This window comes from Pleurocapsa minor HA4230-MV1 (assembly GCA_019359095.1).
In the GTDB taxonomy this organism is placed as follows: domain Bacteria; phylum Cyanobacteriota; class Cyanobacteriia; order Cyanobacteriales; family Xenococcaceae; genus Waterburya; species Waterburya minor.
The window spans coordinates 1-26,529 of sequence record JAHHHZ010000013.1; the positions used below are offsets into that span (position 1 = coordinate 1).

The following is a 26,529-nucleotide window of genomic DNA, read 5'->3' on the forward strand; positions in this document are numbered from 1 at the left end:
AGTCGGTAATGGATTCACAAGGACGTGTAGTCAACACTTGGGCAGACATCTTAAACAGAGCTAACCTAGGTTTTGAAGTAATGCACGAACGTAATGCACACAACTTCCCTCTTGACCTTGCTAGTGGTGACTCTGCTCCTGTAGCACTAACTGCTCCTGCTATCAACGGTTAATACCGAAACTTGAGACACAGGTAACAAGATAATCAATAGTTGAGCATAAAGCGTCTCTCTAGTTTAGAAGGGGCGCTTTATTTTTAAGACAGCAATGAGTCAATGAATCTAAACCTACCACCAAAATTCAACGAGAATAAATAATCATGTTTCTAACTTCCCTATTGTTAATCTGTTTAATAGCAGTCACAGTTATTACAGAACAAAAGCCTTCTATCGTTGAGCAAGAAGAATTAATTCCTATTCCTGTTCGCACAGATAAAACTAAAGGTTAAACGTCAAATAAATATCAAATAAAGCTTGATTGAGATTGTATTTCTCCAACATATACTGCATACTGCTTAAACACTTATGGCGATCGCTATAAGTGTTTAATTTTTTTAAATATTATCAGCTCAGATATAGGAGTTGGATCTGTTCATTTTTCTGACCAAATTATGGGAAAAATCGCAGGATCGGTATAGTCAGGGAGTCCATTGGCTTGTTTACGACATAAACTATCTAAAAAGTGATGGATTTGTTTGCCATTGTTCCAAAAGGTTTGATAGCGATTTTCACCATCTTGGACGTTCATTACTACTACCCTACGCATGATTTTACTGCGATTTTCATAGCTGCCATGAATCAAGGAGGAATGATGAAAACTAATTTGTCCTTTTTTGAGTATTATGGGAATTTTGTGAAATTCTTGTCCTTGCTGCTTAAATTCTCGCTCAATTTCTGCATGGTTATCATAGTTAAAACCTCGCATTTGATCGGTTTTTGACCATTTATGACTGCGATCGATCACTACTAAAGGGCCTTGTTCTTCGGTAACATCATGAAGAGGAATCCAAGCTGTTAGTAATTTATTAGAAGTGCAATTTGAATGATAAGAACAATCTGTATGCCAGCCAACTTTTGTCGTATTTGGCTGATTAGGTTCTTTACTGACTAATTGATCTTGGAAATATCTGACTGTATCGGTATTCATTAACCTAGCTGCGATCGCGCCAATGATTGGTTGTAAAGATAGTTGCCTAAAAGCTAGATTTTGGAAAGAAATATATTCATTGTTACGTACTGCTGAGCGATCTCCTGGCTGCCAATTTCTACAACCTGCGATCGGTATTTCCGCATCTTTGTTGCCACTATATAATTCTTCACTGGCAATAAATAAAGCATCAATCAAATCTTCGGCAAGGATTTTGGGGGTAACAAACCAACCATGTTCTTGGAAGAATTTAAGATCCTCTACTGATGGTAAAAGTTGCTGCTGCTTTTCATTAAGATGAAATTTTTTTAATTGTCTATTTTCGTTAGCAAATGATAACAATAAATTTAAAGTTTTATTAGTCATTAATTTTAAATTTTAGTTGTATAAATTAGCTGTACTATGTTAAAGACTATTGGCAGGCACAAGAACTTTTTCTTGCAAAGTAAACTTCAAGAACAGAAAGAAAGTTTTAAATTTAAATATTAATAACTAATCTCAATTGAGAGTAAATTTAATTTAAATTATTTAATCAGATATACAAAAAACTGTTTAAATTGACGCTTATTATTAATAATCAATATCAATAATAACATAAATGACACAATATTTTATTTTTCGGTTAAGCCAAAAATAGTTTAGGTTAGGCATTAATCGAATTTAGCTAGAAAAATTACAGTTAAAAGAATCTTCTTTGATTAATTCCAAATTAGCAAGATCAGAAGTATTTCAACAGTAACTATAGTAATTAGCTATTGTTGAAAATTTTATTAGTTACTGAACTTAGTTAGGTTACCTAAAATAACAATCCCACCAGGTAAAAGATGGTTATAACTCAATCAAGTTTTTTGCTATCAATTGCTTCTGCTCTGGCAAGTTCCACTTCGTGTAAATGCTCTGAAGCCCAATTGCAAAGGGTTTTAAGTGGTTTGACAAGTGTTTTTCCTAGGGGAGTCAAAGAATATTCCACCATTGGCGGTACAACTGGATAAACCTGGCGATGAATCAGTCCACTGTTTTCCAGATTGCGCAGGGTTTGAGTTAACATTTTTTGCGACACTCCCCCAATTTCACGGTGTAATTCGCCATATCTTCTGGTATTTCTCGACAGTGACAAAATAACTAATGCCGTCCACCCAATTAATTTTCAAATCCATATTCCATCAATAGTAGTAGTGTGGGCAATGCCCACGCTACTTAAATGAACCCAATATTTTAGCCTAGACGCGCTACTACTAAGTTTCTTATTACTTTTGAGAAGCTGATTATCTTTACGGTGCTGAAGCAACAGATCACCTTGTTGATTGACAATCAGAACAGCAGCTCCAGGAATAATTAAGGGACGATGCCCAACTAGTGAGCGAAGTTCTTGAACATAGCCCATTTGTAACTTACCTATTGTAATTTTGACTGAATCATCCTAACTTAACTTAACGCGATCGCTTTTTACGCTTAAAAGTCAACACGATCATTGAAAAATTTGCAGAATTATTATTAGGCTTTAGCGACTTCATTACCCTGATTTAGTAGCGCCCAACTCACAAAAACAATGGATAGAATTGCCAGTCCAGTTCTGAACCAATGCCAGTTTGACCAAATTACTATTTTTTCCGAGATGTCACCAAGATCCATAGTCTGACTCAAAAACTCTGCATTTGCACCAGCGAAGTAAATGGGAAAAGTAATTGTACAGATAAACAGAGAAATTAAGCCTAAAATTAACGGCAATCGGCTGCTAGGGGATGACTTCCATGCTGTCGCTAAGGCTACAATCAGCATTAATAATGACACCATATTTAAGGGAATCATGATAGTTGGAAATCGAAAAAAGTTCTCGTTCATCCATGATAAGAACATACTGGGTTGTGCTGCCTGCCAAAAGTTAACGACAGCAACAGCAATAAATAACAAAGCGCCTGAATACAAACTCAAGGCAATCAGTGTTAGCACTTGAAAGATGGTCGAAATCTTCGTCATAATAACTCCTCTTAATTTGCTTTGCTTCCACTACATCAAAGCTCGCTGAGGCTCTGACAGGGTAACTTGGACAGTAATCTTACCGTCATTAAGCAACCAAGGACGAATAGTAAAAGTACGAGCGCCACTGCTATGCATAGGATCGGCCTGGGCAATACTTTGGGCTTCTTCGACTGAACTGGCTCTGTAGATCAACAAGCCATCTCCTTCAAAATATTGACCGTCATCCGTCCAAAGTGGCCCTGCGCCAAATAATACATTGCGGTTTTCTAATTCTCTTAAGTAGGCTCGATGCTCAACGAGATTTTGCTTGACAGAATCTAAGTTCTTGGCGATGGAAGTTACAACATAAAGCTGCATCCGTAGGGAATTACCTGAACTTTCGATAATTTTTTGGGCTTTAACGCGATCGCTCATTTTTCTTACTTTTAATATATTTGTAACTTTAGGCAATTTGTGGCAACACATCTTGAAACAAGATTTGTTGTAATTGCGCACCTTCGGATCGACTCCAATCTTGTGCTAATTCCGCCATCATTGTATTGGTTGCCGTTAGCACTACGCCTTCGCGCTCCATGCGTCGTCTCGACATTTCTTCTGAAAGCTCAAAAGGTGATCCTGACGCATCCATTACAGCTTGAACTTGATAGCCCTCTTGGCACGCACTGATTGCAGGGAAAACTAAACAAACATCGGTAGTCACTCCCGCCATAATCAAATTTTTGCGTCTTGTGGCTTCAACGGCTGCTTTGAAGTTTGGATCATTCCAAGCGTTGACAATACCTGCGCGTTTGATGCGAGTTTCAAAAGCTGCTGGCAGAATCTCAGCTAATTCTGGTAAGAGCGCACCCTGAATATTTTCTTCTTGACTACTAGTAAGAATCACGGGAATGTTGAGAATTTTCGCTGTCTTTGCCAGAGCTAGAGTATTTCGTTTAACCACTTCTAGAGGTATGTTGTGGATCAATTTCATTGTGCCAATCTGGTGATCGATTAATAACAATGCTGAGTTTTCCGCTGTGAAGATACTACTCATTTCCTTCTCCTATCGGTTTTGTATTTTGTGTTTTGCAAATGATTGAATGTTTTGATTATCGATTCTTAACAGTTAAAAGCGCAAGTACGTACATAAAAATGCTATACATACATATTTGTATGTATAAACTTCCCAGCTATGACTATCAAAGGCTCAAATAATGTTTTAGATTCACATCCTTATCTGCGTCAGACTCTCGATTTGGTCGCGGATAAGTGGGTTGTTGCAGCTTTGTATATTCTTTCTCACGGGACAAAACGTTATGGAGAAATGCAAAGGGAAATCGGCAATATCTCACAGCGAATGCTGACTCGGACACTGAGAGATTTGGAACGAAATGGGCTAGTGCATCGCCAGGTATATCCTGTTGTACCGCCAATGGTGGAGTATTCTTTGACTCCGCTGGGTGAAACGCTCAATGAAGTATTGAAAGCTCTTTGTGATTGGTCAACGGATAATTTTCAGCAAGTGGAAACTGCAAGAGCAATTTATGATGAGGCAAAAAAGCAATGAAGTTATGGTGAAGCGATCGCATTTTCCTATAGTAACTACTTGACTTGACCAAAACGGCGATTCAATTTTTCCTACTTTCTCATTCTTGACGATACATTCGGCGATTTTGGCTAGTATATAATGCCTTTCATTTGTCTATATTTAGGTAATACCACATATTTCTTAATTCATGCTTTTGTTTGCCTTGGCACAAAGATCATGATATACGTAGTGAATTATGTTTAACCTAACATTTTCCTGAGTCATTTTAACGAGTGCATAGTGATGAGATAATTCCAACATAAAATTTATGAAAGGTTGGCTGCACCAATGAAAAAAAAGCTTTTCCCAAAATTGACTGCTCTACTTTGCTTAACCGCTGTGCTATCAATGATTGGTAGTGATCGATTAGAAGAACAGTTCAACCGCTCTAGCTATTCTGCCCAGCAAGCTATTGACACTAGTTCTCAGTCAACTGTTCTTCCAAAAACTCGTAGCGTTTTCAATAATTCTAATCTGGCACTAAGACAATCGCTTCAAGATGTGCGTTATCTAGAACTTAGCGAATCAATTAAAAGTTTTTTAGCAACGCTTGACAAAACCCAACGCGCCGCTGTAGTTGTTCCCTTTGATAATCCCTTTCGCACCCGATCCTTTTGTTATGTACTCGCCCGATGTAAAGACGAGTTTGTCGGCTTAAAAATGTCAGCGCTCAATTCAACGCAAAAAATAGCGTTAAACAACCTGTTGATGAAAAGCTTTAGTGGTTCTGGCTATTCGAGAGCTATTCAAACAATGAATCGCGAATGGCTTGTCGAAGAGATGGAAAATGCCCATCGCGCTGATCCTAAGAAATATCCCACAGTGGGGAGTCCTTTGGTTCCTGAATGGACGCCACCGCCAAAGCGCGCTGCTCCTGATTACTATATCGCTTTCTTTGGGCAGCCTGCCTCCATGCACCCCTGGGGGCTACGCTTTGAAGGTCATCATCTTAGTTTGAATCTGACTTTTGGGGGTGAAGGTTCGCAGCATAAGGTAGGGACTTCACCAATGTTTTTTGGTTCTAGTCCAATGATCGTTCCAGCAAGTCCAAAAACAGCAGAAGGGCAGACTGCCTATCCTCGATGGTACCAGGAAGAAGGTCAGCAATCGCTCAATCGCGAAGCTTGGCTAGCCCGTTCATTCTTAAATGCTTTAGATGCTTCAACTCTCAAGCCTGGCAAGTGGTCAGCGTTGCCCGATGTTGTTTTAGCTGGCGGTACAGATGTTCCGCTAGACGCCTCAAGTTATCTAAAGAATGAGAAGGTGGGCATCGCCGTTGCCAATTTAAGTCCTCTGCAACAAGACTTACTTTATGAATTTGCCCTGGAGTTTTTACAATTACAGGCAAGCCAAAATATCAATATAGATGACTTTAAGGCCAACTTAGCTAACTCACGCGTTTGGTGGTTTGGTAATAAGAAAGATGATCGAGCGGCTCTTTATTTTCGTATTCAGAGCGATCGCTATTTGATTGAGCTGTTACAGTCAGACACTTTTGGCGTCTCCAGTGAAGTAGAATCCAACCACGTACATGCCTCATTTAGAGACTTAACTAATGATTGGGATCATAACTCTTTAGGGGAGCATTTACGCCAGCATCACCATGACGAAGCACTTATTCGTTAAAACGTTAAGATTTCAAGATTGGGGTACCTCAGCCGAATGCAGAAAGCCAATCCTCTGATAACGCAAGTTCGGAGTTACAGTTTGTTTACGCAAAACCGAACATTTTTAGCTAGAAGACGATGAGCGATCGCATTTTTCTAGAGTAACTACTTGACTTGACCAAAACGGCGATCGCGCTGTTGAAAAGCGACTATAGCTCGATCAAACTGCTCATGATTAAAATCTGGCCAGAGAGTATCGGTCACATAGATTTCAGTGTAGGCTAGCTGCCACAGCATGAAGTTACTCAAGCGCATTTCCCCACTGGTACGAATCAAGAGATCGGGGTCGGGACTAGCAGCAGTATAGAGATGTTGAGAGATAATTTGGTCATTAATAGAGTCGGCAGATAGTTCACCCTGCTGGACTTTTTCAGCGATCGCTTTGCAGGCATGAATCATTTCGTGACGACTACCGTAGTTGATTGCCACATTAAAAAATACGCCTTGATTATTTTTTGTCCGCTCCATTGAGCGATACATTTCCTGTTGTAGGGAAGAGGGTAAAGGCGTTAAATCTCCAATAAAATTAATGCAGACTTCTTCTGCTTCCATCTCCTTTAATTCTTTCTGCAACAGCCTTTCAAATAAGCTCATCAAGAAGTTAACTTCTCCTGTGGGGCGACCCCAATTTTCCGTCGAAAAAGCATAAGCAGTTAAAGTTTTTACCCCTAGATCTTTACAGTAACGCAACATCTCCTTCAGGGCATTAGCACCCCTGCGATGTCCTTCAATGCGCGGTAAACCCCTTTGTGTTGCCCAGCGACCATTACCATCCATAATTACAGCAACGTGGTTCGGCAATTTAGCTTGGTTAGTTTGGTTAGTTTGGGTTAATAGATTAGTTACTAATTGAGCTGTCATAGAAATTATTTTAAGTTAAGGACGATTAAACTAAATAAGAAGTTGCTACTTAGAAAATGATTACTTTAGGCTGATTGTATTCAACACTATTGTTCCCGAAAAAATCTGGAGTCGCACAGCACGAGTGCAAATATTCTGGAGTTAATTGACTACTCCAATACCACATTCGTTTTAAAACCCAAATAAAAGTGTAAATCAATTCGCCTCGACATAAGACTGACCAAGATTGCCAATTTAAAATAGACATCATACGTTGAAACGTAGATTTGATCTCCGCTGGAGATTTAATTGTTGATTCATAGGATACAGGCAAGATAGTATGAATTTGGCTAAGAAGATAGCAAATTAACTGTTCTGTACCATCGGGATAGAGCCACATTCCCATTCCCCAGAATTTTGCCAGGTGATTAACTTCGTCCTGTAACAATTCACTCAAGACTTGTTGGGTTGTTCCTGTTGTGTGAGACATCAGCCACAGGTATAAACAGGCTGCACCATATTCTGTGATCACCCGATGTAAACCGTGTTGATATAAATCTTGGTAGGGATTTGTCCAGGCTTGATAGCTTTTGGCAGTTTGTACTTGAGGGGTAATTGATTCAGTTGCTAGCATTTGATAGAGCTTGGTTAAAGCTGGAGTGTGTTGACGCTCTTCTTTTTCCCACAAGCCTAATTCAATGATTGTGCCATCATCTGCGACTATTCCCCCCACTAACCGCGCCATACTGGGATGAATTGGTTCAAGATACTGTCTACTAGTTTGGGTATATTCTCTGATGGGTGCTTCCGTGTCCAACGCACCTTTAATAATCGACAAAAAAATATCCAATTCTAGACCAATAACTTGTTCTGGATGGATATCTTGCCAATTGATGTTAGACCATTTACGGGGTTGTGGATTGAGAAACTGCTGGGGTAAATCCTCTAGGCGATCGCCTAATTTTTGACAACTTAAATATCGCTCGATTAAATAATTAATCCTAACTTTGGTCTGAAAAAAATTAGGACGAAAACAAACTTCTCCCGCTAAATCGATTGCTGGTTGATACATAGACTTATTGCTGACTATTTCCTCAAAAACTCTGTTTTACTTACTTGAAATTTAGCTTAAGTAAATTCCCGTAGTTTGTCTGTCGGAAAAAGTCGGGAGTTGTGAGGCGGAAAAAGTCGGCAAGTCAAAATTTATTGTAATACTCAATAATTTTATTGGAATACTCATTATTTTATAGTTGTCATAAATCTTTACTACAAATAATTAATATTTTTGAGGTTTGATTGAAGATCCTCACAAATTCTTCAAATTTAAAAACTATTATTTAGATCAGATTGAAGCGAGGAAAAATTATGCCGCCTAATTACTAGCCCAAAATTGACTCAACAGACTTATAAGATACTCTGTTATTACTTCAATTCTACTTATAATCTAGTATTTTCATAATTAAATATCAAATAAATATCAAATACACTTAATACTTTTGTAAAAAACTTGGTTTAAATAATTATGGAAAACTCAAATAGCTGTCCTTGTTGCTCCACACCATTACTACATCATTTTGGTAATAATCGCGAGTATTGGTTCTGCCGACACTGCTGGGCAGAAATGCCAAATGTAGAAATGCTCAAAGACACAAAACATCAGTCAGCTTTCAAAATTATTAATTTATCAACTAGCTTTTCTAGATTGAAAAAACCTGTCTTAGCAAGTTAGCAATTATTCATGTTTAAAATCCTGGAGGAAAAGCTAAGTTCATGCATAGAACTATCAATGAATCACAAATTGAAAGACATCAACAGCAGCAAAATCGTTTAAATTCTAAGCTAAATGAACGATTAGAATATTCAGATGTCTACTTCAACCGAGATTCCCAAGGATTTTTTAAACATCTGTCTGTTTGCGATCAAAAACAATTACTAGAAAGGCTAAAATTAATCTACTCTCAAATTCTCTTTGATTATTTTTCTCCTGAAAACAATACGAATAGTTTAATAGATCGTTTTGTAGAAGAAGCTTTCTTTGTCAACTTACCAATGAATAAAGTTGTCGAGATTCACCTAGAATTAATTGAAAACTTAGAACGCCAACTAAGATTTGAAGGACTGCATATTGACTATCTTAGTGACTTTCGCCTCACTCTAATTGATGTCATTGCTCATTTAGGCGAAATGTATCGTAGTGTAATTTGTGAAAAATGTTTACAAGATTGATTTTAAATTACTGAGAGAAATTTAGTATTTTTGTCTTCACAAATTCTTCAAACTTTATTGCTAACCTATCAATACCAAAGCAAAATTAATTTGATAAATTACTTAGATTAAGAGTAGGAGATGAGTGTAATGGAAGAAGCTAGTAAAACTTGGTGTCCAGCGATTGAGTTGAATGAGACTGAAAAAGATTTAATTCTCAAGGCAGAAATCCCTGGGGTTGAAATCAAACACCTAAACATCAGCGCCGATCCAGAATTAATTTCAATTTCGGGACTTCATAACCATCACAAGTCCTCAACTGAACAAGAATTAATTCCTTCTCAACTTCACTATGGGCAGCTTGACTGTAGTGTTCCCCTGCCAAAATCAGTTCAAGTAAACTACGTTAGAGCTGAATTGATTGATGGAGTTTTAACGATCACTATGCCGAAAGTAAATACAGCCAACTTTGTCAGAAGCTAGCACATAGCAATCAGATCGCCTCATCTGATCGCCATGAATAGTGAGGAAGTTGTGAACTTCAGAAGTCTGAGGTCTAAACGATGAAAGTACATGATAGATCATTTAATTTAACACCAATACTAATAGGATTTTCTCTGTTATTAATTGGAGTAGCTCAAATTACTGTTCTGCGGGCGTTGACCAAAGTAATTCTGCCAACTTCAATCAAATCACCTGCTGTAGAGGAAATACAAGCAGCAAAGTTTAGTCCTCAGATGTATCGATTAGAAATAGTCGATAATCATATTCGCTTGATCCCAGAAACCATTCAAACTCGTGTGGCTTCTCCTGAGATTGCCCTCAAGCAAGCACTGGAAAAATTATTAGCTCAGTCTCCAACTTTCGATCCTACTACGACAATTCCTCAGCAAACACGGTTACTCAATTTACATACCAACAAACAAGGTATATATGTAGATTTATCTCCAGAATTTGCTCAAGGTGGCGGTAGTAGTTCGATGATTTATCGAGTAGCTCAAATTCTTTACACTGCTACCAGCATCAATCCTCAAGCACCAGTGTTTTTGTCTATTGCGGGAAAACCCCTCAACGATAACTATCCTTTAGGAGGAGAAGGATTGATTTTAGAATATCCTCTGACCAGACAACAATTCAAGCAAGATTTCTTAGCAGAATAATTAACCTCAGTTCGGGTTAAAACAATTGATTGGTTAAGCTAGCTATTATAGCCCTACGTAAAAATATTAGGATATCTTTGAAATACTACTTCCTATTTTCTACTTACGAGTCAATTACTCTTAATGTCCTAATCTAATTTTGTACGGCTATAGTGACTAACTACTAACCCACTTCAAAGCTTGCTCTGTTTCATCTGGGGTAAAATGTTTGACCTCAATACTTGAAAATAGAGTATTGCCTAGTGCAGCTAAACCTTCTAGCCATCGATGATCGCTTACGATCGCTTCTTTTTCAAAATCTTTTAAATGTTGCAAGCTGAATTTGAGGTCTTTAATAAAAGCGACCAAAGACATTCCTGACCAATTATTGATCTCAGCATAAATTCTTAACTTCTCACCAGTATTGAGCCTTTTTTCAATCAGCTCGACGATGCGATCGAGATCTTCTGCGTCGATCCAGCCATCAATTTCTAAACCGATTATATGGTCTGGTTTATGGGGAATAAGTTTGATAGTCATAACTTGATTTTCCTAGGTTAGGGAAATAAAATCAGGCATAAATTTGATTTTTAATGCCTTTTGGTAAGGTTGAATTTTCTAAAACAGGAGCCTGAGCAAGTAAGATCGAGCAAGGAGAATGATGGATGACATAGTTACTGACACTACCCAAAAACATTGATTTTAAGCCTTGATGCCCTCGTTTACCCATGACTATTACATCCGCGTGGCAAGAATGGGCGAACTCACAGATAGTCGAACTGGGATGTCCTGTAATCTGACTAAATTCAGTTGAGACTCCTGCTGCGATCGCTTTTTCGGTAAAAGAACGCAATAACTTGATGCCTTTTTGTTGAAAATTAAAGCATTCTTGGTCGTATATTTCGTTTGCTTGGCGCATGATCCAAGAATCGACATGAATACAACGATCTTTATGGCGTATTAGATAGGGAGGCATGGTCGGATCGACTTCATCAACAGACAAAACATGCAATAAAATCAAATTTCCTTGGTTGGTTTTGGCTAAAGATAAAGCTGTCTCAAAAACTTGTTTGCTGCCTGCTGAATAATCAATTGCCACTAAAATTTTCTTGAACATTTTACTAACCTTTGCTAACGGTAAATTAAGAAGTAAACCAGATATCAACGAACATTATTTACTGTTTAAAAGTCTGAAGTTTTTGCTTTGGATCTGCTTTTGTTGATTTAGCCATTGCTTGAGCAAATTTAGAATCAAGGGGAGTTCGGACGATTAGAACTGAACAGGGTGCATGATGAGTCACATAATTACTGACGCTACCGAGAAACATTTCTTTCAAGCCTGTTAGTCCCCGACTGCCAATGAGAATCAAATCTGCTGACCAAGTACTTGCTAATTCGCAAATCGCCCGTCCTGGATTACCAGTTAACTGCGTAAATTCAGTGTTGATTCCTGCTGCGGTGGCTTCTTTTACTTTTGCTGACCAGAAATTAATTATTTGTTGTTTATAATCAGCAAATTTTTTCTTAGATAATTCGTAATCGTAACTATCTAAAACTGGATAATAGTCATAGTTAGATATGACGGGATAACTTGGTTCGTCTTCAGCTAAAACATTGAGTAGCATTAAGTCTGCTCCCACAGTTTTTGCTAAAGATGCTGCCGAATCAAAAACCAATTGATTTGCTTGAGAATAATCTACTGCTACTAAAATTTTGTTAATCATTAGAACACCTCTTCTTAACTGAATATCTGCTGCTTCTTCATCTGAAAAAGTTTGGTTAGATTGAGAATTAGAATTAATGTCAGCACGAATAATCAAAACTGAGCAGGGTGCGTGATGGGTTACATAGTTGCTTACGCTGCCGAGAAACATTTCTTTCAAGCCTGTTAGTCCCCGACTGCCAATGAGAATTAAATCTGCTGACCAACTGCTTGCCAATTCGCAAATCATTCGTCCTGGATTTCCTCCCAACTGAGTAAATTCAGTTTGGACTCCTGCTGCTGTTGCTTCTCTAGTCAGATTTCTAAGAAATTCAATTCCATGTTGTTCGTACTTAGCATATTCTTTTTGATATGTTTCATAATTGCGGTTTTCCACAATGGGATAGTAAGTATAAGCTGGGGCGAGAGGATGATCCTCTTCTTTGACAGATAAAACGTGGAGCAACATTAACTTTGCCCCTGTTATTTTTGCCCAAGATACTGCTGTGCTAAAGACAGACTTGCTGTTTTGAGAACGGTCTACTGCTATCAGAATTTTGTTAATCATGAGCGGCAACTCCTTGTTTGTAAGTAGTTAGTAGTTAGTAGATAAGAGTCAAATGCTGACTTCTAGCAACCAATGCCAACTAATTAATATTTCCTTCAACTTCGGCTATTTTTAACCTAGTTTTAAGTATCGAATCGGGATTGAGACTGATAGAATCAATTCCCTGCGTGACTAAAAATTCGGCAAATTCGGGATAATCGCTGGGTGCTTGACCGCAGATGCCAATTTTACGTCCTTTCAGTTTGGCGATCTCGATCGCCATAGTCAGCATGGCTCTTACAGCAGGGTTACGTTCGTCAAATAGATGTGCCACCAAAGCTGAATCGCGATCGAGTCCCAAAGTGAGCTGAGTTAGATCATTTGAGCCGATCGAAAAACCATCAAAGACTTCGCTAAATTCGGCAGCCAGCATAACGTTGCTAGGAATTTCGCACATGACGTATACTTGCAAGCCATTTTCACCTTTCACTAGTCCGTGTTTAGCCATTTCTTCTAGCACTTTACGTCCTTCATCGGGAGTACGACAGAAGGGGATCATGGGAATGACGTTAGTTAAGCCCATATCATCTCGCACCCGCTTGAATGCCTGACATTCGAGCGCAAAAGCAGCACGATACTGGGGATCGTAATAGCGACTTGCACCCCGCCAGCCCAACATCGGATTTTCTTCTTGGGGTTCAAACTGCTTTCCACCCAACAGATTCGCATATTCGTTACTCTTGAAGTCTGACATCCTCACAATTACAGGCTTGGGATAGAATGCTGCGGCGATGGTAGCAATACCCCGCGTTAGTTTATCGACAAAGAAATCAGGCTTGTTGGGATAGTGAATTGTTTGACGAACAATCGCCATTTTTTCGGCAGGATCTTTGAGCTGGTCAAATTTAATTAAAGCTAAAGGATGAATTTTAATTTGGTTGGCAATTATAAACTCAAGCCTTGTCAAACCCACACCGTCACAGGGCAAAGCTGACAACCCAAAGGCTGATTCAGGATCGCCTACGTTCATGAGAATTTGGGTTTTGGTTTGAGGCAGATGATCTAGCTGAATTGATTCCACAGTAAACGGAATTAAACCAGCGTAAACTTTACCTTGTTCGCCGTCAGCGCAAGATACGGTGACATCCTGTCCTGTTTGAATCTTATTAGTCGCATTACCACAGCCGACGATCGCAGGGATACCCATTTCACGGGCAATGATGGCAGCATGACAGGTTCTACCACCCTGGTTAGTGACGATCGCACTGGCTTGTTTCATGATCGGTTCCCAGTCGGGATCGGTTTTATTGGTAACTAATACTTCTCCTGGTTGAAACTGGTCGATATCACTGGCATTTAAAATAATTCTGGCAACGCCTGCACCAATTTTTTCCCCCACCGATCTGCCTGTGGTTAGTAGGGGCGTTTCGTGAAACGCCCTTTCCTGAAACGACCCCACGTTCAATTTATATGTCTGCAATACATTGTTCGTTTTCTGGGATTGGACGGTTTCGGGGCGGGCTTGAACAATAAATAATTCTCCTGTTAGCCCATCTTTTGCCCACTCGATATCCATTGGCGTGTAAACATTACGCACCTGGGAATAATGATCTTCGATCTGACAAGCCCATTGAGCTAATTGCAGAATTTCAGCCTCATTGAGTGCATATTTAGCTCTTTGTAAGTGAGATGTGGGTACGTTTTTGGTTAGTTTACTACCGCCTACGTCGTACACCAGCTTAATTTCTTTACTACCAAGACGCCGATCCAGAATGGGACGATAGCCTTGTTTGAGGGTTGGTTTAAAAACAATATATTCATCAGGATTTACTGCACCCTGAACAACATTTTCTCCCAAACCGTATGCCGCAGTAATTAACGCTGCATCTTTAAAACCTGTTTCCGTATCAATCGAGAACATGACACCAGAAGTTGCCAAATCTGAACGCACCATCTTTTGCACACCAACAGAAAGAGCTACTTCAAAATGATCGAAGCCTCTAATTGTGCGGTAGGAAATAGCGCGGTCAGTATATAGAGAAGCAAAGCATTTGTGACAGGCTTCGAGGACGCACTGAAGATCGTGAACGTTGAGATAGGTTTCTTGCTGTCCTGCAAAACTAGCGTCGGGTAAATCTTCAGCCGTGGCAGAGGAACGAACTGCTACATCCACATTATAGGTATACTGTTTGCAAACTTCTTTTTCTGCTCCTGTAAATTGGTCACAGTAGGAAAAGTCGATTTTGTATTGCTCACATAGCTGGCTGTAGGCTGCGGTAATCGCTGTATCTAATTCTGGGGGAAATGGGGTATTGAGAATTAATGCTCTGGCTTGTTGACCACGCGATCGCAAGCTGTCTAAATTTTCTACGTCTAGATCGGCAAATAGCTGACGCAGCTTGGTTTCTAATCCTGCCTGTTCGATGAAGTAGCGATAGGCATAGGCAGTAGTCGCAAAACCTCCTGGTACGTTAATTCCTTGAGGTGTTAACTGCTGAATCATTTCCCCCAACGAGGCATTTTTTCCACCCACAAGAGCAACATCTGACATACCCACATCTTCAAACCAGAGAATCAAAGCTTTTTGTTTATCTTGTATGGTTCTGCTGCGACGATCTGCTGTGACGACCATAAATTCTACTTCTCCCTTTATCAATGAGCAGTGAACATTGAACATTGAACAATTGATTAATCAGGTTTAAGACCTCTTTTCAACGATCAGTGATCAGCGATCATTGCTCACTGTTGAATTCTAACTTTCGAGCATTGACATCATCTGTAATGCTTTAAAGTTGATAGTTCTGTTGTAGATTAATACTTTGAGGAACTTGTGAGGATGTTAGACTAGCTTTAAGTTAAACAACCCATAATTAATGTTCGAGTTACAAGAACAAAGCCCACTATCATGTCTGAAGCAACTTAGCCCTACTCATCGGTTTGCTAAGGTTGCACAAGGCACGATCGATCGCACTCATCCTCATCCTCGTCCAGTCGGTTCAAATTCCAATTCAATCAAGGTTTTAAGTTGGAATATTGCCAAAAACAATCATAATCGCGTCTGGAGCGATGATTTTCTCACCATAGTCGAACAGCATCAGCCAGATCAAATCTTTCTGCAAGAAGTACGTCTTTGTGCGCTCAAACAGCAAATTCCCGAACTGGCATCAATGGGTTGGAGTTTTGCCCCTAACCTAATTGATACCTTAGATAACAGTTATTCAGGAGTTCTGACGGCGACTAAAAGCGATCGCCTTAAGAGTCAAGCAATAATTACCCAACACCAAGAACCCGTAACTAATACTCCCAAGGTTTCTCTGTTTGTCGAATATTCTTTGGGTAACGGTTCAGGTACTCTCTTGGCAGTTAATACCCACTTGATTAATTTTGTCGAAACCAGCAAATTTCAAGCACAATTACAAGCGATCGAGACAATTATCGGGCAACATCCAGGGGCAGTAATCTTTTCAGGAGATTTCAATACCTGGAATCGATCGCGCTGGCTAATTTTATTACAAATGACCGCTGGATTGGGTTTGACTCCCGTTAAATTTCCCTTTCTGGAAGCGCAAAAGATTAAACGCTTTTTGCTCTCTCCTCCTTTAGATTACATTTTTTATCGCGGACTTGAACAGAAAACTACTGGTGCTAAAGTAATTGATACGATTACTTCTTCAGACCATAATCCTTTATTAGTCGAGTTTTGTCTTTAGATTGCTCTAAAATATATGCTGCTAGGGATTAATCTGGTTTCCATCTATAGCCTGGCGACAATAATTGCCCATGGGTTAGGAATTATTACGGCTGCCCATGCAGTAATGGTGGTGCGTTCATCCCGTGGAGCGATCGCCTGGGGAATTTCAGCGATTACTTTTCCTTGGGTAGCGATTCCTCTGTATTGGATTTTAGGCAAGAACGAGTTTCAGGAATATGCCACCGCTTTACAGAATGCTTATTTAGAGAAACATAAACTAGTCAGTCAGGCATACGGCGCAATTTTAGACTATAAAGCCCTCTTGCCAGCTAAATTGTCAGACATGGAAAAACTGGTGGAGGTATTTACTTTCCTACCCTTTACTACAGCCAATAAGCTCGAACTATTAATTGATGGTCAACAAACCTACGAGGCAATGTTAGCAGGGATTGCCCAAGCTCAAGACTATATTTTGCTGCAATCCTATATTATTCATAGCGATCGCATTGGTAACAAGTTCTTACAGGCTCTGATCGATAAAGCTAGTCAAGGGGTCAAAATTAGCCTACTCTACGATAAAATTGGCTCGCGCAAACTCTCTCGTACCGATCTCAAATTGCTACAACGTAACGGCATCGAGGTTGCTGGTTTTGGTAGCACCAGAAGAAAAGGCAACCGCTTTAGAATTAACTTTCGCAACCATCGTAAAATCTTAATTATTGATGGCAAAATAGCCTTTATGGGGGGCTTAAATATTGGCGATGAATATTTAGGCAAAAATCCTCGTTTTGGTTCATGGCGCGATACTCACCTCAAGATTCAAGGCGCAGCGGTGCAATGTTTGCAGAGTGTCTTTCTGGGAGACTGGTATTGGGTAACTAGAAAAATCCCGCAAGTTGACTGGCAAGTACAACCAGCCGAAGACAGTCAAACAGCACTAATCTTACCCACAGGGCCTGCCGATCGGCTAGATAATTGTAATTTATTTTGGCTTAGTTTGATCGAGCGATCGCAAACCCGTATCTGGATTGCCAGTCCCTATTTTGTGCCTAACGCCTCGGTTCTCAATGCCCTCAAACTAGCTGCCCTACGGGGTGTTGATGTACGAATTATCTTACCCAGTAGCCCCGACCATTTAACCGCCTATCTCTGTTCTTTTTCTTACTATACAGAGCTTCAAGCCGTAAAAATTAAGCTATATCGTTATTGCTCTGGATTTATGCACCAGAAGGTAATCTTAATCGATGATGACCTGGCAGGCATAGGTACGGTCAACCTAGATAATCGCTCATTCTTTCTCAATTTTGAGGTGATGACCTTTTCGATTGAGCCTCAGTTTATCCATAACGTTGAAACCATGCTACAACAAGACTTAAACTCATCTGGCTTGGTCAATCTTGATGCCTATGAGCAAAAGTCATTCTGGTTTAAGCTAGCTGCAAGGGTATCTCGCTTACTCGCACCAATTTTATGAGTTGGGAGTTCTAGTTTTTTTACTTGCTCCAACTCACAAATTCCTCAAAATTTTAAATTAAGCTAACAATAATAGAGCGGGCTAGTAGGTAGTAGGTAGGGGCGAACGGCCGTTCGCCCGTACAGGTAGTAGTAAAAAAAACTTCCTAACATTTTCTAGTATTGCTCTATCTGGAAAAGGAGTCTGAAAGAACTGGCTTAAATATAATTTGAAATTCAGAAAAATTCAGGAAAAATACGATGCTTGATTGGAATATAGTAATTGACGTACACGAACATAGCTTTAGCAGAGCCTATTTATTATTTGAAGAATTCGGCACAGTTTTTCAGAGTGATTTTGAGAATATATTGCTGATGAAAGTGAATAGTATTCCTGAGTTTTTAGATCACTTTAACAGTAAAGTATTAAGCGATCCTAGTTTAGCCAAAGTAGCCTCTCGAATTGTACCTGTTACCTCAACCTTTTCTTTTCCATCGGCGGCAGAGTTTGAAACCAAAGCCAGAGAAGTGATTCTGCAATGGCTACCAATTTTAGCAGGAAAAAAATTCTATGTCAGAATGCACCGCAAAGGTTTAAAAGATGTAATTGATGGTAACGAAGAAGAAAATCATCTCGATCTCATCATCCTTCAAGAACTGGAAAAAATAGGCAACCCAGGGGAGATTAGCTTTGAAGATCCTGAAGCGATCGTAACTGTAGAAACCATCTCTCAACAGGCTGGACTCTCCTGCTGGACTCGTCAGGATTTAGAAAAATATCCTTGGTTAAAACTCAACTTGTCTTAACCGTTGATTAACGCGAGTTCCGAGTTGTCAAAAAGCTGTAAGCTATAAGCCTTGATCCTTTATGTTAAAGCGATCGCTTTCCTATTTCCTATTTCCTATTTCCTATTTCAATTTCCTAATTTACCGAAAATCAATTTTCAGCGAGAATATGTAAACAAACAAAATTTGTGCATCGGGTGGAGAGAAGAGGGAGTTAGAGTGAGTCAACTATCAAAAAGTAAGTTAAGTCACAATCAGATTGAGGATAGCCAGTATGATTGGCGTTTTTGGGCAAACGTGCCGATCTATCCCTACAGTAAGCGACGTACAATTCGGCGAGAAATATTACCCAACACAATTTGGACTTTCGATCAGCTACAGGGCATTTTTTATGTGGTAGTACCAATTCGCATGACCGTGATTAGGTTAGATCGAGGAGGATTACTGGTATATGCTCCTGTTGCCCCTACCAAGCAGTGTATTGATTTGGTGCAAGAGTTAGTAGTAGAGCATGGAGAGGTGAAATACATCATCTTGCCCACTATCTCTGGACTAGAGCATAAATATTTTGTTGGCCCATTTGCGCGCCAGTTTGCCCAGGCAACGGTATTTGTAGCGCCAAAACAGTGGAGTTTCCCCGTCAATTTACCCTTAAGCTGGCTGGGTTTTCCCGCTAAACGCACCCAAGTCTTACCTGCTGACAGTAGCCAGACCCCCTTTGCTGATGAGTTTGATTACGCTATTTTAGGTGATATCGACCTGAGATTGGGTCAATTTGAGGAAGTGGCTTTTTTGCATAAGCGATCGCAAACTTTGTTAGTAACAGATACAATTGTCTCAATTCCCAATCGCCCACCCGAAATCATCGAGCAAGATCTGTTTCCCTTATTGTTTCATGCCCGTGAAAATGGTCGAGAAAAAATCACAGATACGCCTGAAAATCGCCTCAAGGGTTGGCAGAGAATTTGTTTATTCGCCATGTATTTTCGCTCTAGCGTCTTGGATGTACCTGCTTTGGGTAAGATCTTCCAAGATGCTTGGCGATCGCCTAATAAATCACCTCAAGCCTACTGGGGTTTGTTTCCTTTTCAGTGGCGATTTAATTGGCAACAGGCTTTTACTCAATTGCGCCAAGATGGTCGGTTATTAGTCGCCCCCATCTTACAGACTCTAATTCTTAATCGCGCCCCAAAAGCAACCCTAGAATGGGCAGATAAAGTTGCTAGCTGGAATTTTAAACGGGTCATTCCCTGTCATTTTACGGCTCCCGTGACGGCTACCCCCACAGAGTTTCGTCGTGCCTTTAATTTTCTGGAGGCAGATAGTCCAGATAAGTTACCTGAAGCTGATTTAGTCACCCTGAAAAAGATCGATGCTTTGCTCTATAAACCTGGGATTGTCCCTCCTCCACAGCCATTATTGGGAAGTAGGAAATAGGAAATAGGAAGTAGGAAGTAAGAAATAGGAAAACGATCGCCTTCTATTACTATAAAGAGCGATCGCTTGAAAACAAAATAAAGATGAGTTGTAACAACTAACTTTGATTAAAAGGCTAAGAGCTAAGAGCTAAAAGCTAAAAGCTTAAAACACTTTAAGCCACACTAAAAACTAAAACAAAGCCTAAAACTGCGCCAAACACAATCAGGGCATAGAATTGGGCGCGGCCATTTTCTAGGTATTTTAACCCTTCACCACTGAGAACTGCTGCTAAACCAGTTAGGTTAACTGCTCCATCGACAACACGGTAGTCAACTTCCATAATTTGTCTGGCAATACGACGAATGCCTGTGACAAATACTTTGTTAAAGAGATCGTCTATATACCATTTGTTCAGGGAGAAGCGATACAGCGTAGGTACTTTTTTGGCGATACTGCTGGGATCGATCGTTTTAGTCCGATACATGAGTATGGCAACGATAATTCCTGTTACGGCGATCGCTACAGATAACCCTGCCATGGTAATAAATTCGCTTTTGTCGAAGACATGAGCTTCAATAATTTCGCCTGGGGCATGAATAAATTCTTCAAAGTAATTATTCCAGGGGCGACCAAGCAAACCAATTAAGGTAGAGGGGACGGCTAATACTAATAGCGGTAGCGCCATTGTCAGAGGTGACTCATGGGGAGACTTGCTATGACCATGACCTTCATCAGTATCCATAGCGCCTGGGCCAAAGGCCAAACCAGCTTCTCCCATTAGCTGTTGCTTGATTCCTGCATTGTTACCGCGAAACTCTCCTTCAAAAGTCATGAAGTACATACGGAACATGTAAAAGGCGGTTAAACCAGCGGTTGCCCAACCCACAAGCCAAAGAGCAGGGTTTGCTTCAAATGCCTGTCCCAGAATCTCGTCTTTAGACCAGAAACCAGCAAAAGGAGGAATTCCGCAGATAGCTAAATTACCAATAAAGAAAGCTCCCGCAGTAATGGGCATATACTTTCTCAAGCCCCCCATCAACCGCATATCCTGGGCTAATACTGGATTGTGTCCCACCACGTCTTCCATACCGTGGATGACTGAACCAGAACAAAGGAACAGCATTGCTTTAAAGTAGGCATGAGTTCCCAAGTGGAATAAACCAGCACTATAAGAACCAATTCCCATTGCCATCACCATGTAGCCAAGCTGGGAAACAGTGGAGTATGCCAAACCCTTTTTAATATCGTTTTGGGTTAGGGCAATACTTGCGCCTAAAAAGGCAGTAAACGCACCCGTCCAAGCAATCAGAGTCATGGCAGCAGGCACATTCTCAAAGACGGGATACATCCGCGCAATTAAAAATACCCCCGCAGCAACCATGGTGGCAGCATGAATTAGCGCCGAGATAGGAGTAGGGCCTTCCATAGCGTCTGGGAGCCACACATGCAGGGGAAACTGAGCTGATTTGGCTGCTGGCCCCAAAAATACTAAGATGGCAAATAGGGTCGCTAGAAACGCGCTAATCGCACCAGAGGAAACCAGCTCCCCTAGGCGATCGCCCATTACCTGAAATTCAAAACTACCTGTTGCCCAGTAAAGTCCCAGCATCCCAAGCAATAGCCCAAAGTCACCAACGCGGTTCGTCACAAATGCCTTTTGACAAGCATCGGCTGCGGGTTGGCGATCGTACCAAAAACCAATCAGGAGATAGGAACACATCCCGACTAATTCCCAAAAGATATAGATTTGGACTAGGTTAGGGCTAATGACTAGTCCCAGCATCGATGAGCTAAAGATACTCAGATAGGCATAAAAGCGGACATAGCCTGGATCGTGGGCCATGTAGCCATCGGTATAAATCATCACCAAGAAAGCTACGGTGGTAACAATCACCAGCATCATGGCACTAAGATGATCGATCGTGTAGCCCATTGATAGATGAAAGTCTCCCGCTGAAGCCCACTCGATCGTGCGGGTAACGGCTTCGTGTCCGTGGATCTGACTCCACAGAATGGCAAAAGACATCGCCATCGTCGCGCCAAGAATGGAAACGATGAAGACAGCGACTATTTGACGGAGATTATTGGTTGCCTTGTTGACGGAGATTAAACCAATTCCCACGATCATTGCCCCTAACAAAGGCAGAACGGGAATTAGCCAAGCATATTGATAAAGCGGTTCCATGTTTATATCTAATATATAAATTGCTTAACTACAAGATATGATTAACGCTAATCATTGTGACATATACGATTACTTAAGGATCTATTTAGAGATGGAGATGCTTTATTAGTTATTTGGATCATAAGATCTTAGTAAAGAAACGTCCTCACATTGTCATTATTACTATTTTTTGTAAAAGTGCGATCGCCGTTATACCAACTCTCTATGAAAATGCACTAAATGAAATTTAATTCTTTGTCCCAACAGCGCGATTATTCAAGGCGAAATAAATTCGCCGAATCTCGCGCTCAAACTAAGCGGGATAAACGTCTCTGCGTCTCTGCGTCTTTGCGCGAGATTTACAATCAAAATGTTAAGTGCAAGTTTAAGTAGAAATGGTATTAGACATCTAATTGGAATTTTAGAGCAACTAATAGCGACTAGTAAGGACGTTGTAATTAACAGAACAATATTAGATTGCTAACGTGAAATAAAAAGTAGCTCCTTTACCTTCAGCCGCTTCAGCCCAAATTCTGCCGTTATGACGATGGATAATGCGTTGTACTATCGCCAAGCCAATTCCATTTCCTTCAAACTTTTTGGCATTATCTAAACGATGGAAGGGAGTAAATAATTGCTCTGCTGATTTCATATCAAAGCCTAAGCCATTATCTCGTATGAAGTAAATTAGGTTGCGATAGGCTGAACGGATGCGATTTCTTTGATGCAGATCGCTGATTATTTCTAAATCAGTATTAGTTGTGTGTAAAGTTTTGCTTACTTCGGCTGGATTGGAATCGATCGCGCCGACTTCAATACAAGGATATTGCTCATTGGCAGTGTATTTCCAAGCATTATGCAACAAATTTTCTAAAGCGTGCATCAAAAGATTTTCATCGCCGAGGGCGATTATTTGTGGTTGAATGGTTAACTTTACTTCTCTGACAGCTTGTTGTTGCAAGCGAGTACCAATTTCACTCACTAAATCGCTCAAATTTACGGGTTTGATCTCCAGTTCACTTTTTTTGACTTGAGACAGGATCAGTAAATCCTTGATAATTTGCTCCATGCGATCGCTGGAATCGCAGATATGTTTTAAAAAATCTTGTTCTTGTTCATCTCGTTGTTCAAGATCGTATTTGTGTTTCAGCAGTCTAGCCATCCCTTTGATCACAGTTAAAGGGTTCCTTAAGTCATGGGAAACTGTGTAGCTAAAAGCTTCTAATTCTTGATTTGAGGCTTCTAATTGAGAAGTTCTAGTTTTGAGCTGTTCTTCGATCAGCTTGCGCTCAATCGCATAGTGCAGAGCATGAACTAAAACTTTTCCCATCACTTGTCCTTTGACGAAATAGTCTTGCGCTCCTTGTCTAACTGCTTGAATTGCTAACTCCTCGTCATTCGTGCCTGTAAGAATAACGATCGGTACTTGAACAGCTTTTTTGCCAATAGTTTTGAGAGTTGCTAATCCTTGACTATCGGGCAAGGAAAGATCTAGTAAAATTACGTCACAAGGGCATTGTTCTAGATACGCAATTGCTTTGGCTAAATAGTCAACATGAATTATAGAATATTCAAATGTCTTGGCACTTCTAAATTGCTCTTGAATGAGAAAGGCATCACCTAAATTATCTTCGACTAATAAGACATTAAATAGTTTTTGATTCATAAACTAACTGCCATTGGGAGCAAATTTTGGTGGCAACTGAACTAAATTAAGCCAAAAATTTTCAATCTTTTTAATCGCGTTAACAAATTCTTCAAAGTCAAAAGGTTTAGTTACGAAACAACTAGCATAAAGTTGATAGCATTTTAAAATATCTTGCTCTGCTCTGGAAGAAGTCAAAATAATTACGGGTATTGCTTTTAGTTTGGGGTCAGATTTAATTTCTTCTAAAACTTCAAAGCCTGGTTTTCTAGGTAGGTTTAGGTCTAAGAGTACCAGATCGGGACGAGATACTGCTTGATAATCTCCTTGCTGTTGCAAATACGCCATTGCTGCTTCGCCATTGGCTACATGATGAAGATTGTAAGCAATTTTGCTTTCTTGGAGAGCATTAGTAATTATATAAACGTCACCCAAATTATCTTCACACACGAGAATATCAAAAGCTTGGTTACTTTGACGAAGACTCATACAGTCTAATGTTAAATTTTATAACTTAGTTTAGCTTTTTATTATATTGTATATTGTCCCGTATCTAGCTTAGAAAATAACCAAAAGCGTTTTATACAGGGTTAATCATAGCTTTTCGATAATTTAGGTGGTAACTTGGCTAGATTTAACCAAAAAATCTCAATACTTTTGATAGCTTGAAAAAAAACGAAGTAATCAGAAGGTTTAACAATATAGCTGTTGGCGCACAGTTGATAACTTCTGAGAATATCTTTTTCGGTATTAGAAGAAGTTAAAATTACTACGGGAATTGTCCTCAATTTTAGATCGGCTTTAATTTCTTTGAGAACTTCAAACCCGTTCTTTTTCGGTAAATTAAGATCGAGCAAGATCAAATCAGGAAGAGATACATTTTGATAGCCTCGTTCTTGATGTAAATATGCCATTACCGCCTCTCCATCATCAACTTGATAAAAATTGTGATTGATTTGGCTGTCAGTTAGAGAAGAACGAACGATATAGACATCGCCTGGATTATCTTCTCCTAACAGGATCTCGACTGGAGGTTTGATTGGAATAATATCCATGATGTTTTAGCTGCTCTACTTTAATCATCAGTAGCTCAATAGTTAGAGAAAAATTTAAACTTAAAATAATTTTTATATATGTTTAAATCATAAAACATTTAAGAAATTAATTTAATTTAAAACTTAATTCCGATACATTTCTAGGGAATTTGGCTTTTTTTCGGGCACAAAGTAAAGTAAAAAGTAGATCCCTGTTCCAATGTTGAATCTACCCAAATTTTACCGCCATGATATTCGACGATTTTATGGCAAATTGCTAATCCAATACCCGTACCTGAATATTCTTGCCTAGTATGGAGACGCTGAAAAATTTGAAAAATGCGATCGCTATATTGAGAATCCATACCAATGCCGTTATCTTTGACCCAAAATAACCATTGTTGCGGTTGCGCTTTTGCCCCAATTTCAATAATTGGCGGTTCTTCTCTGCGATATTTAATCGCATTGGCGAGCAGATTTTGAAATAGTTGAATCAACTGGGTTGCATCGCCGATTACAGTCGGCAAAGGACTTCTGGTTATTTGAGTGTTGGTTTCTTGAATGGCAAGGTTAAGATTAGATAAAACTCGATCTAATACCTCGTCGCAGTTTACCGACTCAAAAGTTTTACCTTGACTACCAATACGAGAATAAGCTAGCAAGCCTTCGATTAAAGCTTCCATGCGTTCAGCACCATCAACGGCAAAGCTAATTATTTTATCGGCTTCGGCGTCTAGTTGCCCAGAATAGCGTCTGGAAAGTAGTTGGGTAAAGCTGGTGACCATCCTTAAAGGCTCTCGCAAGTCGTGAGAAGCAATATAGGCAAACTGTTCTAGCTCGTGGTTGGAGGAAAGTAATTCTTGATTTAATTGCTGTAGCTGCTGATTAACTTTTTCTAATTCAGCAGTGCGATCGCTAACTCGCTGCTCTAAGTTGGCTTTTGACTCCTCTAAGGCTTGGTTAGAATGCTGTAGTTGTTCAAATAGTACAGATTGTTGAATTGCGATCGCTACATGGTTGGCTAATTGCTGCAAAAAATCAATTTCAGTTGGCTGCCACTTTCTAGATTGAGAACATTCATGGGCAATCATTAATCCCCAAAGATGAGGAGCTGGGGATGATATTTCTGATTGGTCTATAGAAAGTAAGATCGGTACAACTAAGTTAGCCCTGACTTGATATTGTTCTAAAAATTCCACATAACAAGGAGTCAGATCCTTGAGATAAATATCTTCTGTACTGGCAACTCTGCCGTTACGATAAGGTTCTAGCCAACCTTGCTGAAAACAGGGATCGGCAATGACTCTGCCCATAATTGACCATGCCTCATTGTTAACGGATTCTACCATTACTAATCCACTCCAATCGGGGTTAAAGCGATAGATCAAAACTCGATCGCAGTTTAACCATTGACGCACCTCTGCCACAGTAGTGTGCAAAATTTGGTCTAGGTTTAGAGACTGACGAATACGCAGAGCTATGTTGGCTAAAACGTCTGGAAATACCATTAAAGAGATTTAAAGTTAATTGATTAAAGATTTATTA

Annotated in this window: 27 protein-coding genes and 1 pseudogene; 10 read left to right on the plus strand and 18 right to left on the minus strand. The window is 39.8% G+C overall.

The genetic code is table 11. The features are described from left to right. On the plus strand, positions 1-173 hold a 173-nt coding region (locus KME09_04680; GenBank protein MBW4533212.1), incomplete at its 5' end, for a photosystem II q(b) protein. Between the two features lie 418 nt (positions 174-591). Here KME09_04680 and KME09_04685 read toward each other — a convergent pair. The 6 genes from KME09_04685 to KME09_04710 all read right to left on the minus strand — a co-directional run bounded on the left by KME09_04685 (position 592) and on the right by KME09_04710 (position 4,159). Then, the gene (locus tag KME09_04685; protein ID MBW4533213.1) at positions 592-1,512 is read right to left on the minus strand and encodes a phytanoyl-CoA dioxygenase family protein; all 921 of its coding nucleotides are present in this window, start codon (positions 1,510-1,512) and stop codon (positions 592-594) included. A gap of 469 nt (positions 1,513-1,981) precedes the next feature. Beyond that, positions 1,982-2,287 carry a helix-turn-helix transcriptional regulator gene (locus KME09_04690; GenBank protein MBW4533214.1) on the minus strand — a complete coding sequence of 102 codons (306 nt, stop codon included), beginning with the start codon at positions 2,285-2,287 and terminating at the stop codon, positions 1,982-1,984. Positions 2,288-2,293: 6 nt separating this feature from the next. After that, complete coding sequence (locus tag KME09_04695; protein ID MBW4533215.1) at positions 2,294-2,530, minus strand: hypothetical protein; 237 nt, start codon at positions 2,528-2,530, stop codon at positions 2,294-2,296. 110 nt (positions 2,531-2,640) lie between these two features. Then, the gene (locus KME09_04700; protein ID MBW4533216.1) at positions 2,641-3,123 is read right to left on the minus strand and encodes a hypothetical protein; all 483 of its coding nucleotides are present in this window, start codon (positions 3,121-3,123) and stop codon (positions 2,641-2,643) included. 30 nt (positions 3,124-3,153) lie between these two features. Continuing rightward, positions 3,154-3,540, minus strand: coding sequence for a hypothetical protein (locus tag KME09_04705; protein ID MBW4533217.1), 387 nt, complete (start codon positions 3,538-3,540; stop codon positions 3,154-3,156). Positions 3,541-3,568: 28 nt separating this feature from the next. Next, positions 3,569-4,159, minus strand: coding sequence for an isochorismatase family protein (locus KME09_04710; protein MBW4533218.1), 591 nt, complete (start codon positions 4,157-4,159; stop codon positions 3,569-3,571). A 138-nt stretch (positions 4,160-4,297) separates the two neighbouring features. Here KME09_04710 and KME09_04715 point away from each other — a divergent pair, with 138 nt between their 5' ends. Next, entirely contained in the window at positions 4,298-4,672 is a 375-nt protein-coding gene (locus KME09_04715) for a helix-turn-helix transcriptional regulator (GenBank protein MBW4533219.1), read from the plus strand. A gap of 369 nt (positions 4,673-5,041) precedes the next feature. Next, a complete protein-coding gene (locus tag KME09_04720) occupies positions 5,042-6,319 on the plus strand; it encodes a DUF3500 domain-containing protein (GenBank protein MBW4533220.1) in 1,278 nt (425 codons plus the stop codon). 146 nt (positions 6,320-6,465) lie between these two features. On the opposite strand, the gene KME09_04725 is transcribed toward KME09_04720, so the two are convergent. Beyond that, positions 6,466-7,221, minus strand: a complete 756-nt coding sequence (locus tag KME09_04725; protein ID MBW4533221.1) for an isoprenyl transferase — start codon at positions 7,219-7,221, stop codon at positions 6,466-6,468. A 49-nt stretch (positions 7,222-7,270) separates the two neighbouring features. Then, a complete protein-coding gene (locus KME09_04730; GenBank protein ID MBW4533222.1) occupies positions 7,271-8,272 on the minus strand; it encodes a ferritin-like domain-containing protein in 1,002 nt (333 codons plus the stop codon). A gap of 698 nt (positions 8,273-8,970) precedes the next feature. On the opposite strand from KME09_04730, the gene KME09_04735 reads away from it, so the two are divergent. The 3 genes from KME09_04735 to KME09_04745 all read left to right on the plus strand — a co-directional run bounded on the left by KME09_04735 (position 8,971) and on the right by KME09_04745 (position 10,565). Further along, positions 8,971-9,426, plus strand: coding sequence for a hypothetical protein (locus KME09_04735; protein MBW4533223.1), 456 nt, complete (start codon positions 8,971-8,973; stop codon positions 9,424-9,426). A gap of 129 nt (positions 9,427-9,555) precedes the next feature. Beyond that, positions 9,556-9,888, plus strand: coding sequence for an Hsp20/alpha crystallin family protein (locus tag KME09_04740; GenBank protein MBW4533224.1), 333 nt, complete (start codon positions 9,556-9,558; stop codon positions 9,886-9,888). Positions 9,889-9,968: 80 nt separating this feature from the next. Next, complete coding sequence (locus tag KME09_04745) at positions 9,969-10,565, plus strand: GerMN domain-containing protein (protein MBW4533225.1); 597 nt, start codon at positions 9,969-9,971, stop codon at positions 10,563-10,565. Positions 10,566-10,721: 156 nt separating this feature from the next. Here the strand turns inward: KME09_04745 and KME09_04750 are convergent, their stop codons facing one another. The 5 genes and pseudogenes from KME09_04750 to ppsA all read right to left on the minus strand — a co-directional run bounded on the left by KME09_04750 (position 10,722) and on the right by ppsA (position 15,425). After that, positions 10,722-11,084, minus strand: coding sequence for an STAS/SEC14 domain-containing protein (locus tag KME09_04750; protein MBW4533226.1), 363 nt, complete (start codon positions 11,082-11,084; stop codon positions 10,722-10,724). Positions 11,085-11,115: 31 nt separating this feature from the next. After that, positions 11,116-11,661: a universal stress protein gene (locus KME09_04755; protein MBW4533227.1), complete on the minus strand. Its 546-nt coding sequence runs from the start codon at positions 11,659-11,661 to the stop codon at positions 11,116-11,118. A 58-nt stretch (positions 11,662-11,719) separates the two neighbouring features. Then, positions 11,720-12,268 (minus strand): universal stress protein, encoded by a 549-nt coding sequence (locus KME09_04760; GenBank protein ID MBW4533228.1) that lies wholly within the window; start codon positions 12,266-12,268, stop codon positions 11,720-11,722. 84 nt (positions 12,269-12,352) lie between these two features. After that, a pseudogene (locus tag KME09_04765) lies at positions 12,353-12,814 on the minus strand (universal stress protein). A gap of 79 nt (positions 12,815-12,893) precedes the next feature. Continuing rightward, complete coding sequence (gene ppsA, locus KME09_04770) at positions 12,894-15,425, minus strand: phosphoenolpyruvate synthase (GenBank protein ID MBW4533229.1); 2,532 nt, start codon at positions 15,423-15,425, stop codon at positions 12,894-12,896. 241 nt (positions 15,426-15,666) lie between these two features. Here ppsA and KME09_04775 point away from each other — a divergent pair, with 241 nt between their 5' ends. From KME09_04775 to KME09_04790, 4 genes are all read left to right on the plus strand, one after another. After that, the gene (locus tag KME09_04775; GenBank protein ID MBW4533230.1) at positions 15,667-16,503 is read left to right on the plus strand and encodes an endonuclease/exonuclease/phosphatase family protein; all 837 of its coding nucleotides are present in this window, start codon (positions 15,667-15,669) and stop codon (positions 16,501-16,503) included. A 15-nt stretch (positions 16,504-16,518) separates the two neighbouring features. Continuing rightward, on the plus strand, positions 16,519-17,958 hold the full coding sequence (cls, locus tag KME09_04780) for a cardiolipin synthase (protein ID MBW4533231.1): 1,440 nt from the start codon (positions 16,519-16,521) through the stop codon (positions 17,956-17,958). A 239-nt stretch (positions 17,959-18,197) separates the two neighbouring features. Further along, positions 18,198-18,743 carry a hypothetical protein gene (locus KME09_04785; GenBank protein MBW4533232.1) on the plus strand — a complete coding sequence of 182 codons (546 nt, stop codon included), beginning with the start codon at positions 18,198-18,200 and terminating at the stop codon, positions 18,741-18,743. Between the two features lie 198 nt (positions 18,744-18,941). Then, positions 18,942-20,159 carry a DUF4336 domain-containing protein gene (locus KME09_04790; GenBank protein ID MBW4533233.1) on the plus strand — a complete coding sequence of 406 codons (1,218 nt, stop codon included), beginning with the start codon at positions 18,942-18,944 and terminating at the stop codon, positions 20,157-20,159. A 154-nt stretch (positions 20,160-20,313) separates the two neighbouring features. Here KME09_04790 and KME09_04795 read toward each other — a convergent pair whose 3' ends face one another. From KME09_04795 to KME09_04815, 5 genes are all read right to left on the minus strand, one after another. Continuing rightward, positions 20,314-22,326 (minus strand): NAD(P)H-quinone oxidoreductase subunit 5, encoded by a 2,013-nt coding sequence (locus KME09_04795; protein ID MBW4533234.1) that lies wholly within the window; start codon positions 22,324-22,326, stop codon positions 20,314-20,316. A 451-nt stretch (positions 22,327-22,777) separates the two neighbouring features. Next, a complete protein-coding gene (locus tag KME09_04800) occupies positions 22,778-23,971 on the minus strand; it encodes a response regulator (GenBank protein MBW4533235.1) in 1,194 nt (397 codons plus the stop codon). Positions 23,972-23,974: 3 nt separating this feature from the next. After that, positions 23,975-24,439 carry a response regulator gene (locus KME09_04805; GenBank protein MBW4533236.1) on the minus strand — a complete coding sequence of 155 codons (465 nt, stop codon included), beginning with the start codon at positions 24,437-24,439 and terminating at the stop codon, positions 23,975-23,977. A gap of 101 nt (positions 24,440-24,540) precedes the next feature. Next, on the minus strand, positions 24,541-25,005 hold the full coding sequence (locus tag KME09_04810; GenBank protein ID MBW4533237.1) for a response regulator: 465 nt from the start codon (positions 25,003-25,005) through the stop codon (positions 24,541-24,543). 140 nt (positions 25,006-25,145) lie between these two features. Beyond that, positions 25,146-26,492 (minus strand): GAF domain-containing protein, encoded by a 1,347-nt coding sequence (locus KME09_04815; protein ID MBW4533238.1) that lies wholly within the window; start codon positions 26,490-26,492, stop codon positions 25,146-25,148. Positions 26,493-26,529: the final 37 nt, after the last annotated feature.